We start from the raw sequence: 17,968 nt of genomic DNA, 5'->3' as shown, positions 1-17,968 counted from the left end.
CCAATTTCTTGTGAAGGTTGTATCATAAAAACAATTTCTCCTTAGATTATGTCATGTTGAGCCTCCCGATGAAAATTGGGACTAGTAGTCGAAACACTTTGGAGGGTATTTAATAAAGTCCTTCGACAAGTTACCATTGACAAGATTCCATGGAGAGATCTTTGAAGCAAATTATTGAAATTTAAAAGATTTCTCCGCTACGGTCGAAATGACGATACTTCGAGGCCGTTTATCTTCTTAAAATCCACTATCAATTATATTGATTTTATAAAATAAATTAATCCTCAGGCTGCAAACGTATAATGATGATACTGAGTAAAATTATTTGATTCATTCGATACGTTTTAACCTAATAAACTATTATTTTAGTACTAGGTTATTAAATAAACACAAAATGAAACACACACTCAAATGGTGCATGTTATTTACTATTGTAATGGCATTTACCAGCTGTACCACTATGCTTACAGCATCAGATTACGACAAAAAGATAGATTTTTCTAAGCTAAAATCCTTTAGTTATTATGATAAAGGAATTGAACATTTAGAATTAAACAACCTCGACAAGCCTAGAATGTTAAATGCCGTTGAAACTGCTCTGGCTAAAAAAGGCTTTGTTAAAACTGAGCAACCGGATTTTTTAGTTAATGTAGCCGTTCTGACCAGCGTTAAAGCGAGGGCCGATTGGGGTTACAGCGGAGGCGGTTATCAATGGGATACAGCTTCATCTTCCTACCAATGGAGAGATTCTCAGTTTGGACCGCTTAACACCAGCAAACAATACCAGTCTGGTACCATTATTATCGATTTATTAAATCCCGAAACCAAAGCAATAATGTGGCATGGGGTAAGTTCCGGCTTTAATTTTGATGATTATGTAAATAGAGAAGAAAGGATAAATCTGGCTGTAAAAAAGATCTTATCAGAATACCCGCCTATTTATTGACTTTATCCTTTTAATCCAATTGTAAAATATTTAGGATGAGTGATATAACATTAAAACATAATCTGATAGAAACCGTTTTAAAAATAACAATCTGATTGTAAAAAATGTTAAATGATTTGCCATTTGGATTGCAGAATCGTTATATTTATGTCAGGTTATTTATACAACATCGCACAAAATGAGAACAGCACAAAAATTATTAATGCTTTTTACAGTGGTATTGGCATTAGCAGGATGTACAACACTCCGCACCGCATCAGATTACGATAAAAATGTTGATTTAAGCGGTTACAAAACTTACAATTTTTACGATAAAGGCATAGCAAGAGTTAAGCTGAATAATCTGGATAAGCGCAGATTAATGGCTGCTGTTGAATCTGAAATGAATGCCAAAGGATTTACGAAATCAAATCACCCTGATTTATTGGTTAATTTGGTAGTGGTTGCCCGAGAAAAAACCGATGTGTATGGCCCAGGTTACTACGGTGGCTGGGGTTGGGGCTGGCGTGGCGGCTGGGGAAATCCTTTCTGGGGTGGCGGTGGAACCTACGTAAACCAATATATTGAAGGCACAATTATTATCGATTTCTTAGACCCTGCTAAAAAGATTTTATTCTGGCACGGACAAGGATCTGGTTTTAACCTCGATAGCTTTAACAAAAGAGAAGAACGTTTGTATACTGGGGTAAAAGAAATATTGGCTCAATATCCGCCAACAGTTACGGCTGCTAAATAAGTTGTAAAAATTAAGATTTCAAGTTAGCAATATATTATTGCTGAATAGCTAAAGGGCTGTAGAATTTTAAAGAAATTCCGGCCCTTTTTCTTTTGAGCGCTTTCGGTAATTAAGATTTTATTTGAAAAGCAGGGGCAGTGCTACTATTAGTCGTTAGTCCTGCCAATGCTGCAAGTCCTCATTCGATGGAAGGATCGGATTGCGGGCTTTTCGCGAATGTCAGGTTTAATTGGATTGGACAGTAGCGATAACTTAGAAATAATATCTACTTAACCTTACTGAGCTTTGAAGAATAACTTGTTAAAGGCTGAGATAGCAGTCCATTAATTGCTGCGTAACGGCAGGGCTATTGAATTTTTGAACAAATTCCAGCCCTTTTTCTTTCATCTCTTTTTGAAGCTGAGGATTTTCTATAATTTGATTGATCGCTGTAGCTAAAGCACTGGCATCTTTTGGTGAGATGTATAAACTATTAGGCCCACCAGCTTCTTCCAGGCACGATCCGGTTGCTGCAACTACAGGAACTGCAGAGTATAGTGCCTCGATAATCGGAATGCCAAAACCTTCGTAAAAGGAAGGATAAACAAAAACACTTGCCATTTGATAAATGCCAGGCAGATCGGCAAAAGGGATATTTTTTAAGAACAGAATTCTGGTTTTAAGGCCAAGTTTTTCTATTTCTTTCTCAATGGTTTTAAAATAAGCAGTTTGTTTACCTATCACCACCAATTTATATACTTCGTTTACTTCTTTTAAAGCCTGAACAGCCAATTTTAGATTCTTACGCTCTTCAATGGTGCCAACGTTCAGAATATATTTTTCAGGTAATTTATAAGTTGCCTTAATCCTGCTTAATGTTTCTTTTGGCAAGGGTGTTTTAAAACTGTCATCACAGCTTTGGTAAATTACTTCAATCTTCTCCGGGTTGATCCCGTAAAGATCAATGAGATCTTCCTTTGTTTTTTCGCTGATGGCAATAATCTTATTGGCCCGTTTACAAGCTGATTTACTTTTCCACTCATATAATTTGCGGTCGATAAATTTGTAATACTGAGGAAAGCGAAGAAAAATTAAATCATGGATGGTAACGATAGATTTAATCCGTGTGTGTTGTATGGCTAATGGAATTTCGTGGCTCAAACCATGAAAAATCTGACAATCATCCTGGGTTAAATCTTTAAGGATATTTAAAGTCCTCCATAAAAAGGGGCCGTTTTTAGGAAGCTTTAGTTCTATGTTTTCATTGTCGAAAAAAGCATCAATCTGTTTGGCCAATTTTACTTTTGGAGCGTATACCAGGTACTGGTGTTGAGGAAACTGATGTGCCAAATGCTCAATTAAAGACCGGCTGTAATTACCCAGCCCTGTTAAATTGTTGGCGGCACGCTTGCCATCGTATCCAATCTTCATTAGAGGTGTAAGGTTTAAGGTAAAAGGTTTAAGGCTTTGGGTGTTACCTTACACCTTAAGCCCTATACCTTAAACCATTTATACTGCTACATTATTTTCTCTTAACGCATCGTTAAGCGAAGTTTTTTTATCTGTACTTTCTTTACGTTTACCAATAATTAAAGCACAAGGAACCTGAAATTCGCCGGCAGGGAATTTTTTAGTATAGCTTCCTGGTATAACAACCGAGCGAGCTGGAACAATTCCTTTATATTCTACTGGGGTAGGACCGGTAACATCAATAATTTTGGTCGATGCTGTTAAAACCACATTAGCACCTAACACTACTTCTTTCTCTAGTTTAACACCTTCAACAACAATTGCTCTTGAACCTAAGAAACAATCATCTTCAATAATTACCGGAGCAGCTTGAACAGGTTCTTAAAACACCACCAATACCTACACCACCACTTAAGTGAACGCGTTTACCAATCTGTGCACAAGAACCAACGGTAGCCCAGGTATCAACCATGGTACCTTCATCAACATAAGCGCCAATGTTAACGTATGATGGCATCATGATTACACCTTTTGCTAAAAACGAGCCATAACGCGCACTTGCCATAGGCACAACACGTACACCAGTTGTTTTATAATCGGTTTTTAAATCCATTTTATCGTGGTAAACAAAAGGCCCACTTTTAATTTCTTTCATCTCGCGAATCGGGAAATATAAAATTACCGCTTTCTTTACCCATTCATTAATGCCCCAAGAGTTTAAAACTGGCTCAGCAACACGGATTTCGCCCTTATCAAGGCCCATAATAACGGCTTCAATGGCTTCGCAATAGTTGCTGTATTTTAAAAGGGTTCTATCCTCCCAAGCGGCTTCAATTAATTTCTTTAAATCTGAATACATGATGTTTTTAAATTTTACGCAAAATAAATCAATTTTTGCTTATTAAATGGTTAATTGTTTAAATTGTTTTTTGGTGGGTTAACTGGTTAATCGTTTGAATTGGTTAACTGTAGGAATACATCATATCCAATTAACCGATTAATCAATTTAAACAGTTAACCTAAATGCGTATTTTTGAATTTTATGACAGAGACAGAAAAACTTAGGATAGATAAATATTTGTGGGCGATCAGGTTGTTTAAAACAAGGAGCCTGGCTACCGAAGCCTGTAAAGCAGGTAGAGTGAAACTCAAAGGGCAGAATATTAAACCTTCAGCCATTGTGAAAGTAGGTGAAGTTTATCAGGTATCGAAAGGGATCGAAAAAAAAATTATTGAGGTGGTAGAACTTTCATATAATAGAACAGATTCGCCAACAGCCTTAACTAAATACAAAGACCTAACGCCAGTTGAAGAAACGCATGCTTTTAAATCGATGTTTCATGCACCAAATCTAAAACGCGATAGAGGTACTGGTCGTCCGACTAAAAAAGATCGACGGGAAACGGATGATTTGATTGGTGGGATGTTTGAAGAGGAATAGTTAGTTCCCAGTTTCTAGTTTGCGGTTTTCAGTTTGCGTACTGATAACTGCATACTGCAAACTGAAATACCTCATCCGGTAACTCATCATTGCTGTTCTGCCCAGTTTTTCAATTAATTTATAATTGGCAACTGCACCAACGGCTGCACCTACAAATGGTAGCATTTGCGCAAGTTTTGCTAAATCAATATAATCACGGTATTGCTGTTGGAAGGTAAGCCAGTCAAATTCATCGATATTGGTTGGTAATTGATGGGCTTTATCATCCCAATCCTGCATTTTCATGAAAATATTCTGGCTTTCTTCTTTACTTGAAAAGGCCAGCTGGAAGATGTGTAAAATATATAAACGTTCGCGGTAATCTTTAACATCGTATCCGTAAACTGCGGCAATATCAAAAAGCATTTTCATCTTTATACCCAGCAATAGCGGGAAATCGGCCAGGCTCATTAAAAAGCCTCCTGCACCAGTAATGCCACCTTCGGCAGCACCTGTTTTTTTGTAATTATCTATCTTTTGTTTAATCAATGCCTCGCGATGCATCAAGGTTAAATCGGTAATGGGTTTAGATGTGGTAAATGTTGAGCCAAAAAGTACGGCCTTTACCATCTGTTTAATGGCAGACGTAATCGCGCTATGAACCTTATCTGGGATATAACTGTTTATTTTCTTCTGAACTTTATCGGTTACCTTATTAAAAAGAGAAGGTTTCTGTAAGGTTTTAAATTTCCAGAAATCTAATTCGCCAGTTATTTTTTGTTCGTAGGTCATCCTTAATTACTGCAATAATTATTCCTTAAAATGGTTATGCTCATATTTGATGTTGGAGCAGCAAATGCACGTTATCCAACATCTTTTATTTAGTATTCTATCCTCATCGGTGAGGTTTCCCAGAGTTTAAAGGCTGCTAAAGCTTCGTCGCGCATCAGCTGGATAACCGGGTAAGCTTCTGTTTTCCATGGGCTTGTCTAGCTCTTCGTAAATAAATTTATCACTAAAACCAATGTGTTCGGCATCAGCCTTGGTATTTGCATAATAAATCGTGTCTATTTTTGCCCAATAAATTGCACCTAAACACATTGGACAAGGCTCGCAGCTGGTGTAAATTACGCAGCCGCTTAAATCGAAAGTATTTAATTCGGTACAGGCCAGTCTGATTGCCGAAACCTCAGCATGTGCAGTTGGATCGTTGGTAGAGGTCACCTTATTTGCCGATTTGGCAATCAGCTTCCCGTCTTTTACCACTACAGCTCCAAAAGGCCCACCCATGCTTTCGCTCACATTTTGTACAGATAACTCAATTGCCATCTGCATATATTCCTGATGTTGATTGTTCATATTAATCTGATCTTTTTATAAAATATAGAACAAAAAAAATGCCCCGATTTATCGAGGCATCTATTATTTTAATAGCTATTCGCTTATTTTTTGCTGTATTCTGCGTTTAAACCTTTAATTACTTCCGAAGTAACATCTAAACTTTCGTCGGCAAATAAAATAGCGCTGTTACCTTTTGAATAAGTTAAAACCATTTTATAACCTTTTTCTTTAGCGTAACCTTTTAAGTAATCAGCCACTTTATCATAAAGTTTTTCATTCTCAGCAGCTTGCTCATTCTGTAAAGCACCACCAGCATTTTGTTGGTAAGTTTGTAGTTCTTGTTGTTTACGTGCTAAACGCTCTTCAGTGCTTTTACGTTGATCGGCCGATAGCGTTTGTGCCGATTGTTGGTATTGTGCCACTTCTCTTTGAAAAGCCTGACTTTTAGCCTGCATGTCTGCCTGAGCATTTTTGGTCTTACCTTCAAATTTCACTTTAAGATCTTTGAAGTATTCATATTTTGTAAGTAACGAGTCGGAGTTTACATACACAATTTTCTCAGCTGGAGAAACCGCAGCAGTAGTACTCTCTGTTTTTTTAGTTTCAGTAGTTTTAGTGTCTTTGTTCTGGCATGCAGAGAAAGCAGTTATCAAAGTTGCTGTTGCAAGTAAACCAAAGGTTTTAAAGGTTCTTCTTTCCATTCTTGTTTAATAAATTTTAGCAAACTTATATAAATTAGTTTTTATATCCAATTTAAAGCCAATCCGATAATATAAGCGATTATAAATAGTTGGTTTTTGATTGAGGAAAGCAGCCGCAGTGTTTCATTTAACGTTACACCCGCTGTCCGCTTTATTTCATGCCCGCTGCCATCGGGTTTAGGTGGCCCGGGAAGTAATACTATTTAGGGTTGCAGGGTGGTAATATCAAATTTCAAATACCAAACGTTCCTACGGAACGAAAACAATATTTCATTTTTTTTCTACCATGAGTCGTCCCTACGGAACGATTTGCAATGTGAAAATTAATCCTTTTCGTCTCAATTGGACGAATTATAGTTTAGAGATTATACGCTTTTGGTACCAGTTGGAAGATTGTTGGGTAGCCAATTGCATAATTGGCTTATATGAATTAGTTTTTATATCCAATTTAAAGCCAATCCGATAAGTATAAGCGATTGTAAATAGTTGGTTTTTGATTGAGGAAAGCAGCCACAGTGTTTCATTTTAACGTTACACCCGCTGTCCGCTTTATTTCATGCCCGCTGCCATCGGGTTTAGGTGGCACGGGAAGTAATACTATTTATAGTTGCATGGTGGTAATAGCAAAATTCAAATACCAAACGTTCCTACGGAACGAAAACAATATTTCATTTTTTTATACCCATGAGTCGTCCCTACGGAACGATTTGCAATGTGAAAATTAATCCTTTTCGTCCCAGAGGGACGACTCGTGGGTAGCCAATTGCAAATTGGCGTTTTCGTTCCGTCGGAACGATTGGTGGGCAATCTTTAATATTTACCAAAGCTTTGCCATCTAAACCAGATTGAAATGAAAAGCTCCCGCATCTTCAGCGGGACTTGTAATGGAAAGCGGGAGGAGACTTTGATTGGAATGCAGGTTTTGCTTTCCAAAACCCGATTTAAACCTGTTTTAATCCCTTTAACCCTTATCTCTTAACAGCTCGAAATTTATCCACATATTAGTTTAAATGGCAAAATTTCCGTATTTTTGATACTTATTGTTTTTAATTAAAATATGAGCGAAGAACAGGATTTAAAGTCAAATTATTCGGCAGATAATATACAGGTTTTAGAAGGTTTAGAAGCGGTGCGTAAGCGCCCTTCAATGTATATAGGTGATACTGGTGTTAAAGGTTTACACCATTTGGTTTACGAGGTTGTAGATAACTCAATTGATGAGGCTTTAGCCGGTCATGCAGATACAATCGACGTTAGAATTTTAGAAGGTAACTCCATCAGAGTTGAAGACAATGGTCGTGGTATTCCAACCGGGATTAATACAAAAGAAAATAAATCGGCGCTAGAAATCGTAATGACGGTTTTGCACGCGGGTGGTAAATTCGATAAAGATACTTACAAAGTATCCGGAGGTTTGCACGGTGTGGGGGTAAGTTGCGTTAACGCCTTATCAACACATTTAAAAGCTGAGGTTCACCGTGAAGGTAAAATCTGGATGCAGGAATACAATATCGGTAAACCTTTATATGATGTAAAGGAAACCGGTGTTACTGATAAACGTGGTACCATTGTAACTTTCAGTCCTGATGCAACTATTTTTACGCAAACAACTGAATATAAGTATGATACATTGGCTGGTCGTTTACGTGAATTGGCTTTCTTAAATAAAGGAATTAAATTAACGTTAACTGATGAACGCGAGAAATTAGATGATGGTACTTTCCTGTCAGAAGTTTTTCAATCTGAAGGTGGTTTAAAAGAATTTGTTTCCTTTTTAGATGGAACACGTGCATCTTTCTTACCAGAACCGATTTATATCGATGGTATTAAAAATGGTGTTCCTGTAGAGTTGGCTTTCCAATACAATGATAGTTACTCAGAAAATGTTCACTCGTATGTAAACAACATCAACACACACGAGGGTGGTACACACATTGCAGGTTTCCGTAGAGGTTTAACACGTACGCTGAAAAGCTATGCTGATAAATCTGGTTTATTGAAAAACCTGAAAATGGAAATCACTGGTGATGACTTTAGAGAAGGTTTAACTGCTGTAGTTTCGGTTAAGGTGCAAGAACCTCAATTTGAAGGACAAACCAAAACTAAATTGGGTAATACCGAAGTAATGGGTGCGGTTGATATTGCTGTTGGCGAAGCTTTAGGAGCTTATTTGGAAGAAAATCCAAAAGAAGCTAAAATGATCGTTAACAAGGTAATCTTGGCTGCTACAGCTCGTGCTGCGGCCCGTAAGGCTCGCGAAATGGTTCAACGTAAGAGTGTAATGGGTGGTTCTGGTTTGCCAGGAAAACTTGCCGATTGCTCAGACAGTGATCCAGTAAAATGTGAGATCTACCTGGTAGAGGGTGACTCTGCGGGTGGTACCGCTAAACAAGGTCGTGATAGAAACATTCAGGCTATTTTGCCTTTAAAAGGTAAAATCCTGAACGTAGAAAAAGCGATGGAGCACAAGATTTACGAGAACGACGAGATCAAAAATATGTTTACGGCAATCGGTGTGAGTATTGGTACGCCTGAAGATGATAAAGCATTAAACCTGACTAAATTACGTTATCACAAGATTGTAATCATGACGGATGCGGATATTGATGGTTCTCACATTACCACTTTGATCCTAACATTCTTCTACCGTTATATGCGGGCATTAATAGAAGCGGGTTATGTTTATATTGCATCGCCACCACTTTACCAGGTTAAAAAAGGTAAAGATTTCGAATATTGCTGGAATGATGTGCAACGCGATGCGGCTGTACAACGTATTAAAGGTAATGGTAAGGAAGATAGCGTACACATCCAGCGTTACAAAGGTTTGGGTGAGATGAATGCTGAACAACTTTGGGATACTACATTGAATCCTGCTACACGTACTTTATTACAGGCTACAATTGAAAGTGCAGCAGAATGTGATCATACTTTCTCTATGTTAATGGGCGATGAAGTTGCTCCACGTAGAGAGTTTATTGAGCGTAATGCAAAATATGCCAAAATTGATGCTTAGCCCCTAAATCCCCTAAAGGGGACTGAAATACGAACCCTCTTCAAGTTAAAACTTGGAGAGGTTTTTTTTGTCAGATTCGTCATTGCGAGGCACGAAGCAATCTTAATGCTTTGGGTTTTACCAGCGAACGTTGTAAGATTGCTTCGTGCCTCGCAATGACGGTAACCCGATAATTGTGGTGTAAGATGTTACCATCTTACACTGTACTGAATTTTTCTTTTTCGGGTAGATTTAGTTGTTATAAGTCAGATGGTAACACCTGACTACACAATAATTGATTATAAAAACAAAGCCATTCAGTTTACGAATGGCTTTGTATCACTATAAACCTTTCAAAATGATTGTGCTATCCAGTACAAATACATTTTGATTAACTAACCATCTCAAAAAAAGAGATTATTTTAAGGCACTACAGATTACAAAATGTAATATGATCCAACAGGTGCTAATTCGGTTTGAGGTTTGTCCTCGTATATTTTATTGTCATCCAACATCTGGCACAAATCTCTTTCGATAGTTCGGCAGATTGTTGTTGTTGGCGTATCAGTTGGTTTGTTTTCAAAAGGATCCTGAAGATGAACCGCCATTTTTTCTACTAACAAAAAGAATGCTGCAATAGCTACTACCAAAGGTACTTCCATGTAGCCAAAATATTCAATTAAGCCAAAAGGCAGCAATACAATGAATAAATGAATAGACATGTTGATGTATTTGCTGTAAGTAACCGGAAAAACGGTGTTTTTTATTCTTTCCGATCCGCCCATGTGGTTACATAAAGCTGTAATGGTTTTATCGATTTCTATTTGCTGGTATTTATTAATCCAACCTTCTTGCAATGCCTTTTTTAAGTCCATGGCATGTAACTCCAATATCGTCGCAGTTACATTTTTACGTTTTTTAATAAAAGCAATTTCCTCTGTACACATGTATTCTTCCAGGCCTTTACGTGGGTTAAAACCTCTTAACGATTGACTTAAGGCATAACACCAGGCAATTTGTCTTTTGATAAACCTCGCCTTAAATTCTTCAATTTCATCTGATCCGTAAGGATTTTCGACGAAAGATAATATTTGGCGGGAAAGGGTTCTGGAATCGTTAACAATAGCACCCCAGAGAATTCTGGCTTCCCACCATCTATCGTAAGCCTGGTTAGACCTAAACGCCAATAGAAGTGAAATGATTGTTCCGAGTAAAGCTGGTACAGCGACAGGAATGGAAATGCGTGTAACATGAAAGTTTTCATACAACACCACAATACCTATAGAGTAGCCAATAACAAACAAGAGTTCTTTTTTGATCTTTCCGAATATATAAGTGAGCGGAATGTTATTTCGTAACAGCATAATATAATTTTTTAAATGTGATAATTAAGCATTTGCTTTCTGCAATTGCGTTTCGTGTATTTTTGTGTCAATTAAATTTTCACTAGCATGAACAGTCAACGTGTTTAATTGAATTACTTCACAGCCTGCACGTTCTGTTAATATTTTAGGGTCGATGCTATATTTGTTGATTGGTGTGAAATTATATTCTTTTAAGTAGGCAATACGGTCTACATCAAAAGCTTCGATAAAGTTTTTGAAAGCGGCTACTGTACTTCCGTAAAAATATTCGATCCTAATAGTATTAATCTGAGTAGGGTACTTTGCCTTGGCCTGGTTTAACTGCTGATAAAATTCGTCGCTTACATTCTCGTAATCGCGGCTGCGGCGACTCAGCATTAACATATCAGTTATCGAATCTGATAATTTAAAGGCATGTACAAAAATAATGTTTAACGTTTCATTTTTTTGATGCTGAACAAGCGCATCAATAATTTTAATGCTTTCTAATTTAAAGTCGGTTGGTACTAATACTGTTTTCATCGCTATTCTGTTTAAATGAATTGAAAAATTATTTATACAAGTTTAGCTTGATGTTATTATAGCGAAATAAGAGCGAGATTAGAATGAGATTAGAACGTACTCCTTTTTGGAGTGGCTGTAAGCTTGGTTAACTGTATAAACGGGTTAATCGGTTAATTGTACTAACAGTTAACCAGTTTTAACGATTTAAACAATTAACCATTAAAACGAACTAACTCTTCGTCGGCAATAAAACCTTTATCTCTGTGCCAACCCCTTCCTGCGATTTAATGGCAATACTACCCCGGTGCAAACGGATAATATTTAGTGAAAGTGGCAAGCCAACGCCATATCCCTTAAAATCATTGGTGTTAGATGCACGATAAAAGGGTTCAAATATATGCTGTATATCTGTCTGTGGTATGCCAATTCCTCTATCGGTTACAGCAATCGAAAGCATATTGACATTGCTTTCGATACTAATGCTTACCAGATTCTCATTGGAGTATTTACAGGCATTGTTTACAATATTGCTGATGGCAAGTTTCATCAGGTTTTTGTTTGCCTTTAGTGTTAGTAATTCTTCATCATCAGGTAGTTTGGTAAAGTCGATTTCTATTTTACTGTTGGGGTGTACCTGGTTAACAGATTCTTTAATTTCCCATAACAGTTCGTCCATTCGTACCTCTTCCCAGGGCTGGTTTTTACCATTAAAGCCAGATTGTGCCAGGCCCAGTAAACTGGTTAAGATATGTTCTAATCTTTCTGCCTCATCTTTAATTTTTGCTAAAGCTTTTTCCTGTTTTGCCGTATCTTCGATGGTTTTCATCGCCAGTTCAACCTCACCACTAATAATAGTTAATGGTGTTCTTAATTCGTGCGAAGCATTACTGATGAAGTTATTCTGCGTTTCGAAAGCTGTTTCTAAACGGTTAAGCATGTTATTAAAGGTTTGGGCCAATTGCGACATTTCATCGTTACCTTTTTTTACATCCAACCTTAAATGTAAATTTTCTGCCTTTATTTTTTTTACGCTTTTAATTATATTCCTTAATGGCATTAACATGTAATTGGAGAATTTCCAGCCAACCACAAAAGATAAAATAACAGAAAGGAAAAAACCGATTATCAAAATCCTTTGAAGATCTTTTAACTCCCGAAAACCAAAAGGGTCATTTGCAGAAACAATAACGATATATCCGTTATTTTTATTTTTAAAGTATTTTCCTGCGTAGAAATGGTTCTCGACTCGATAACGGGCCATATAACCTGCTTTAATCCGGTTATAAAAATCAGTCGGTAATTCACGGTCAACCTTACCGGGTGTTGTGCCAGCTTCAATAATATATTCCTTCTCAGAGGGTAACCGCTCCAGGTATTGATTCCGCATTTTTGCATAAACCTTATTGTTGCCATCTTCGTACAGTTTAATCTGGGCAGCAATTTTAACCCTGGCCTCCAGGCGTTTATAAAAATCTTCAAAGGCGAAGTCGTTAGAGAAATACCAAACAAAACCACTTAATAAGGAGATAATAATTGCCGATAAAATGGCGAAAAGTAAAGTGATCCTCTTGGCTATCTCCATTTATTTTTCCTTTAATATATAACCTAAGCCTACTGCGGTATGGATAAGTTTTTGATCGGCATTTTTATCTATTTTTTTGCGAAGATAATTAACATAAACATCAACTACATTGGTGCCAAGGTTAAAATCGATATCCCAAACATTTTCCAAAATGTCTATCCGGGATAAAATTTTAGATTTGTTTTTGGCCATGTACTCAATTAGCCGATACTCTGTTGCTGTAAGTACAATTTCCTGTTGATTTCGTTTTACCGTTTTTGCGCTTAAATTAATCTGGAGGTCTGCTACTGAAATAATCTGATCTTGCGAAACCACACCATGATATCGCCTTAACAGCATTCTGATCCGTGCAAAAAGTTCTGCAAATTTAAATGGCTTTATTAAATAATCATCCGCACCATTATCGAGTCCGTTTACCACATTTTCGGTAGTACCCAAAGCCGTAAGCATAATAACAGGTGTATTAGGTTGTTGTTCTTTAATGATTTTGCAAAGCTCCAATCCATTTATTCCTGGTAGCATGATATCGAGAATAATCAGGTCGAACTGATTTTCTAAAGCCATCTGTTTCCCGATTAAACCATCAGGAGAAATACTTACAGTAAAGCCCTCGTCGGTTAAACCTCTCGAAATTACAGATACAACGCTCGGTTCATCTTCTACAAGTAATAAATTCATTTGCTGGCAAGTAATCTAAAAAATAGGGAATTACAAAATATTAATTGATGGTTTAGCTGGTTTAATGCTTTTTTAACGCAAAACCGACACAATTGTTTGGGTAATTAAGATTGAAGCATAAAAAAGCCTCCCAAAAAGAGAGGCTATAAATAGTTAAGTGGTCTTCGACTACGCTCAGACTGACACAGCGTTTTAGATTCCCTTCTCTGATTTTTCTTTCAGAGATTTAAGTCCGTTTTCGAAATCTTTGCCGATCATCTTATCCATAAATAAACAAAACCATTTATTTATTATTCCTTTACTTTCACCACTCATGGTCCAGATAACTTTATTTCCATTAGTCTCTTTTTCAATATCAAAACGGGTATCGGCAACACTTTCCATAGGTTTGATGAATCTCAATTCCATATCAACCATTTTATTGATTTCAACCTTATTGATTTTCATTTGTCCGTTACCACTTTTTTCTCCGTTCCATTGGTATAGGTGACCAGGTTGGGCGATAGTTCCTGTAATGGTTACCTTAGCTTGTGGGTCCATTTTAGACCAGGCGTTCCATTTATAAAATTCATTATAATTGGCAATGTTTTTATAGATTACACTATCTGGAGCATTAATTGTTATAGTTCGATTAACAGAATAGCTTTTTGGCAGAAATAAACTACCACCAATAATAATTATTGCCAATACGACAATAATGCCTAATAAGATTTTGAGAAATTTCATAATTTAAATTTAGTTTGGTTAACTAAATTTATGAAGAATGCCGTTTAAATCAAAGTAAAAAAACTTAAACAATTTTAATCTTCGATTCCGGCGAATTTATTTTAAAGTGCATCAAATCGGCAATAGATTGTGCTTTTTGTTTAATCAAATCTGCATTAGCTCCCGCAAAAAGATCGTCAACAGTTTGGAAGAACAGTTTTTTCCAGGTTTCGAAGGCCTCGGTTTGCAAGGGTGTTTGTTCATTCAATGCAAAATGGGTAAGCATAGGATTTCCTTTGTAAATTGCTTTTCCGAAAAGAATGCTTTCCCAGAAATCGTACATTTTTGGGAGGTGGTGCGACCAGTCTACTTTAGCCACGTCGGTAAATATAGGCCCAATCTCTTTATTAAGCGCAACATTTTTATAAAACGTATCCACTAAAACGATAATATCTTCTCTATTATGAATAACTTTTTTCATGGTAAAGTGATTTTAAACTTAAAAAACCTAGAACAATCAATGACAGGAATTTCATGGTGTCGATAATGATGTACAATATATGATGATAACTTTTAATTGGAACATTGCCAGCCAAAACCAGTTTTGCCCTTTCATCGAGTAATGGCAAGAGCCAAAAAGTATCTACCATTAAAAGAATAGTAACCAAGAAAAGTAAAATACTGCGGATGTTTTTTAAAGGTGCTGGTAAGGAGCAGGTTAAAATGATGATGACTAATACGATCTCTATTTTATTAAGTGCCTGAAAAACCAATTGTCCGATACCTAAACCAAGTGGGATAGTAATCCCCGGAGCCTGGAATTTTAACGGCGCTTCCAAAAAACTAATTCCGCCAATTAATCCTGCCCAAAAAATAACACCAAAAATTGCGATTAACTTTTTCATCAGGTTCAAATGTCATTTAAAATGGCTTAATAAAAATGATTAAAGTCATAAAATAAAATTACGTTTATCTATAAAGCTTAAGGATCATTTTCTTGTAATTAATAACGGCTTTATATTGCATTAATATATCTCCTCCAATAATACTCATAATAGGTGGGTGGCCAAACTGTTGGTAGGTTTCGCTCACTGATTGCAGATCAAAAGCCACAGTTTCATAATTCTTGATCTTTAGTGGTCCGATTTTTAGTTCTGGAATGGTAGCCTGGATGGTAGTGGTGGTGGTAAAAAGGGTGGCAGCGTTAATCTCGTCGGATACTTGCAGCGTTTCTGATAAATGTTGTTCGATTAATGATTTATCGAAAACACTTCTTGAAGCGCCAGTATCTAAAACAGCAAAATGTTTTTCCTTAAAAACAACAACTTCTACTAAAAGGTGGAAGCCGTCGTCTTGTAAGTTTATGAGTTTTAATGGGATTGAAATTGATTTCATTGTTTATTTATGTCTACTGCCCTTCGACTACGCTCAGGGTGACAACTTATTTAAGTGTAAAAAATGCCACGACCGGCTAGCTATTCAGGCAGGGAAATACCGAATAGATGGATGTCAAAAACGGTCGTCATTCTCGCGTAGGCGGGAATCTTAAAGCCTATTGCATTAAGATTCCCAATCGAGTTGGGAATGACGAACCGAGGAAATCTATTTTAGTAATTTAATACTTCCTTTAAAAATTAATCTTCAGAATGGTGTTAAACCAATTTCATTTCTGCCAGTACGTTATTCATATTTCTTACTGCATCGGCACTTTTATTAAATGCAGCCTGCTCATCTTCGGTTAATTTAAAATCGATGATTTTTTCCCAACCATTACGACCAATAATTACCGGTACACCTAAACAGATATCTTCTTGTCCGTATTCTCCTTCTAGCGAAACACAGCAGGTAAATAATTTTTTCTCGTCACGTAAAATCGCTTCAACCAATGCAGCACCTGCGGCACCTGGCGCATACCAGGCCGAAGTTCCGATTAAACCTGTTAAAGTAGCACCACCAACCATGGTATCAGCTGCAACTTTATCAAGTGTAGCTTGATCTAATAAATTACTAACTGGTAAACTTTGGTAGGTAGCTAAACGGGTTAGTGGAATCATAGTGGTATCGCCATGGCCGCCAATTACAAAGCCCTGCAAATCGTTAGGATTACAATTTAAAGCCTGCGATAAATAAAATTTGAAACGGGAGCTATCTAACGTTCCGCCCATGCCGATAATGCGGTTTTTAGGCAGACCCAAAGATTTTAGGGCAAGGTAAGTCATGGTATCCATCGGATTACTGATCACGATGAAAATGGCTTCCGGAGAGAATTTTAAAATATTTTCGGCAACACCTTTAACAATACCGGCATTAATACCGATCAGTTCTTCTCTGGTCATCCCTGGTTTGCGGGGCAATCCTGAAGTAATTACGACCACATCAGAACCAGCAGTTTTGCTGTAATCGCCGGTTACGCCTGTAATTTTGGTGTCGAAACCCAAAAGGGTTGCAGTTTGCATCATGTCGATCGCTTTGCCTTCGGCAAAACCCTCTTTAATATCTAACAGGACAAGTTCGTTCGCTAATTCTTTGCGGGCAATATTATCTGCACAAGTGGCACCAACTGCGCCTGCGCCAACAACCGTTACTTTCATATATTTTATTTTAATGGTTTGCGTATCGTTAATCTTAATCGAAGGTAGAAATAAATATAAGGTTTAAAAATCCTTTTCAAAACTTTATAATTTGATGATGGTTTGCTTAATAAGTTCAAAAGCAGAAGCATTAAAGCAAAGCCAACTATGGAAAACAAGCCGATTTTAACTCTCAATAATAAGCCTTGGAAGGTAAAAAATGTAACGGAATTAATAAGTTAGGGGGGTAGCTTTTCCTTCCCTGTCATTCTGAGGGTTAATTTATTGTATAAAAATCAATATAAATGACAGGGATTTAAGGAGATAAATTTCCTCAGATTATCGTCATTATAAGAAAGCTTCAGCCGACAGCCCGCCCCGATTTTCGGGGAAGCAATCTTTATAGTAGAATCATTAGCAGGAAAGATTGCTTCGTCGTTCCTCCTCGCAATGACGACAGCACTAACGGATTCTGTCAATGATAGCGCAGCGAAGAATCTCCTCATTACTTTGTATGATGCATTGATTGTTTTTGAAAACATACGTTCAGTTTTTCATAGGCGGGTTCAGTCCCGCTCTTTGCTAAATTCCGATGAAACCTGTGAAACAAGCAAGCAGGTCAAAAAACAATGAACAGCAATGCTTAAATCGGAATACCGCTTCCGATCGGGTTTAGGTGGTGCCAATTGTGCTACTATCCTGGGCTGAAAATCCTATGGGAAAATGAATTTTAAAGCTTGTTGCATTATTAACTCTTTGACTATGGCTTTTTTAAGTTTTGACCACAGACTTTTGTTATCTAAACCCGATAGCAGCGAACACGTAGTGCAACGAAGTAAAGCGTATAGCGGGACTGAAAGCCCGATGAAAAATCGAAGCACTCATTTCCAAAAAAAATAAAAAGGTAAAAGAAACAAAATGATAATGTGCTTTGAAAAAACCTGATAGGTTTGCTCGTCATATTTTTGTTGATAAAA

17 protein-coding genes and 1 pseudogene are annotated in these 17,968 nt (G+C 37.0%); 4 read left to right on the top strand and 14 right to left on the bottom strand.

Annotated elements, in window-relative coordinates:
• The first annotated feature begins 394 nt into the window (after positions 1 to 394).
• Complete coding sequence (locus tag QF042_RS20610; RefSeq protein WP_307531918.1) at positions 395 to 946, top strand: DUF4136 domain-containing protein; 552 nt, start codon at positions 395 to 397, stop codon at positions 944 to 946.
• 178 nt (positions 947 to 1,124) lie between these two features.
• A complete protein-coding gene (locus tag QF042_RS20605) occupies positions 1,125 to 1,682 on the top strand; it encodes a DUF4136 domain-containing protein (RefSeq protein ID WP_307531916.1) in 558 nt (185 codons plus the stop codon).
• Between the two features lie 300 nt (positions 1,683 to 1,982).
• Here QF042_RS20605 and QF042_RS20600 read toward each other — a convergent pair whose 3' ends face one another.
• Complete coding sequence (locus QF042_RS20600) at positions 1,983 to 3,092, bottom strand: glycosyltransferase family 1 protein (RefSeq protein WP_307531914.1); 1,110 nt, start codon at positions 3,090 to 3,092, stop codon at positions 1,983 to 1,985.
• Positions 3,093 to 3,170: 78 nt separating this feature from the next.
• Positions 3,171 to 3,990 (bottom strand): annotated as a pseudogene (locus QF042_RS20595) (2,3,4,5-tetrahydropyridine-2,6-dicarboxylate N-succinyltransferase).
• 183 nt (positions 3,991 to 4,173) lie between these two features.
• Between QF042_RS20595 and QF042_RS20590 the strand changes: the two are divergent.
• Complete coding sequence (locus QF042_RS20590) at positions 4,174 to 4,572, top strand: RNA-binding S4 domain-containing protein (protein ID WP_307531912.1); 399 nt, start codon at positions 4,174 to 4,176, stop codon at positions 4,570 to 4,572.
• Here QF042_RS20590 and QF042_RS20585 read toward each other — a convergent pair whose 3' ends face one another.
• The 3 genes from QF042_RS20585 to QF042_RS20575 all read right to left on the bottom strand — a co-directional run bounded on the left by QF042_RS20585 (position 4,573) and on the right by QF042_RS20575 (position 6,593).
• Positions 4,573 to 5,343, bottom strand: a complete 771-nt coding sequence (locus QF042_RS20585) for an EcsC family protein (protein ID WP_307531910.1) — start codon at positions 5,341 to 5,343, stop codon at positions 4,573 to 4,575.
• Between the two features lie 126 nt (positions 5,344 to 5,469).
• On the bottom strand, positions 5,470 to 5,910 hold the full coding sequence (locus QF042_RS20580) for a nucleoside deaminase (RefSeq protein ID WP_307531908.1): 441 nt from the start codon (positions 5,908 to 5,910) through the stop codon (positions 5,470 to 5,472).
• Positions 5,911 to 5,993: 83 nt separating this feature from the next.
• On the bottom strand, positions 5,994 to 6,593 hold the full coding sequence (locus QF042_RS20575) for an OmpH family outer membrane protein (protein WP_307531905.1): 600 nt from the start codon (positions 6,591 to 6,593) through the stop codon (positions 5,994 to 5,996).
• A gap of 1,057 nt (positions 6,594 to 7,650) precedes the next feature.
• Between QF042_RS20575 and gyrB the strand changes: the two genes are divergently transcribed.
• Positions 7,651 to 9,609: a DNA topoisomerase (ATP-hydrolyzing) subunit B gene (gyrB, locus tag QF042_RS20570; protein ID WP_307531902.1), complete on the top strand. Its 1,959-nt coding sequence runs from the start codon at positions 7,651 to 7,653 to the stop codon at positions 9,607 to 9,609.
• A 416-nt stretch (positions 9,610 to 10,025) separates the two neighbouring features.
• On the opposite strand, the gene QF042_RS20565 is transcribed toward gyrB, so the two are convergent.
• The 9 genes from QF042_RS20565 to mdh form a co-directional block, all read right to left on the bottom strand.
• Positions 10,026 to 10,952: a bestrophin family protein gene (locus QF042_RS20565; RefSeq protein WP_307531900.1), complete on the bottom strand. Its 927-nt coding sequence runs from the start codon at positions 10,950 to 10,952 to the stop codon at positions 10,026 to 10,028.
• Between the two features lie 24 nt (positions 10,953 to 10,976).
• The gene (locus QF042_RS20560; protein ID WP_307531897.1) at positions 10,977 to 11,474 is read right to left on the bottom strand and encodes a hypothetical protein; all 498 of its coding nucleotides are present in this window, start codon (positions 11,472 to 11,474) and stop codon (positions 10,977 to 10,979) included.
• Between the two features lie 211 nt (positions 11,475 to 11,685).
• A complete protein-coding gene (locus QF042_RS20555; RefSeq protein ID WP_307531895.1) occupies positions 11,686 to 13,038 on the bottom strand; it encodes a cell wall metabolism sensor histidine kinase WalK in 1,353 nt (450 codons plus the stop codon).
• The gene (locus QF042_RS20550) at positions 13,039 to 13,716 is read right to left on the bottom strand and encodes a response regulator transcription factor (protein ID WP_307531893.1); all 678 of its coding nucleotides are present in this window, start codon (positions 13,714 to 13,716) and stop codon (positions 13,039 to 13,041) included. It lies immediately after the preceding gene.
• A gap of 192 nt (positions 13,717 to 13,908) precedes the next feature.
• Positions 13,909 to 14,442: an SRPBCC family protein gene (locus QF042_RS20545; protein ID WP_307531891.1), complete on the bottom strand. Its 534-nt coding sequence runs from the start codon at positions 14,440 to 14,442 to the stop codon at positions 13,909 to 13,911.
• A 64-nt stretch (positions 14,443 to 14,506) separates the two neighbouring features.
• Positions 14,507 to 14,902, bottom strand: a complete 396-nt coding sequence (locus tag QF042_RS20540) for a group III truncated hemoglobin (RefSeq protein WP_307531889.1) — start codon at positions 14,900 to 14,902, stop codon at positions 14,507 to 14,509.
• Positions 14,883 to 15,326: a hypothetical protein gene (locus QF042_RS20535; RefSeq protein WP_307531886.1), complete on the bottom strand. Its 444-nt coding sequence runs from the start codon at positions 15,324 to 15,326 to the stop codon at positions 14,883 to 14,885. Before QF042_RS20535 ends, QF042_RS20540 begins: the two co-directional genes overlap by 20 nt.
• A 64-nt stretch (positions 15,327 to 15,390) precedes the next feature.
• Positions 15,391 to 15,816: an aspartyl protease family protein gene (locus QF042_RS20530; protein WP_307531885.1), complete on the bottom strand. Its 426-nt coding sequence runs from the start codon at positions 15,814 to 15,816 to the stop codon at positions 15,391 to 15,393.
• 257 nt (positions 15,817 to 16,073) lie between these two features.
• Positions 16,074 to 17,012, bottom strand: a complete 939-nt coding sequence (mdh, locus tag QF042_RS20525) for a malate dehydrogenase (RefSeq protein ID WP_307531884.1) — start codon at positions 17,010 to 17,012, stop codon at positions 16,074 to 16,076.
• Positions 17,013 to 17,968 lie beyond the last annotated feature (956 nt).

Origin of the sequence: Pedobacter sp. W3I1 (genome assembly GCF_030816015.1) — a bacterium.
In the GTDB taxonomy this organism is placed as follows: domain Bacteria; phylum Bacteroidota; class Bacteroidia; order Sphingobacteriales; family Sphingobacteriaceae; genus Pedobacter.
This window is presented reverse-complemented; position numbering and strand designations above follow the sequence as displayed.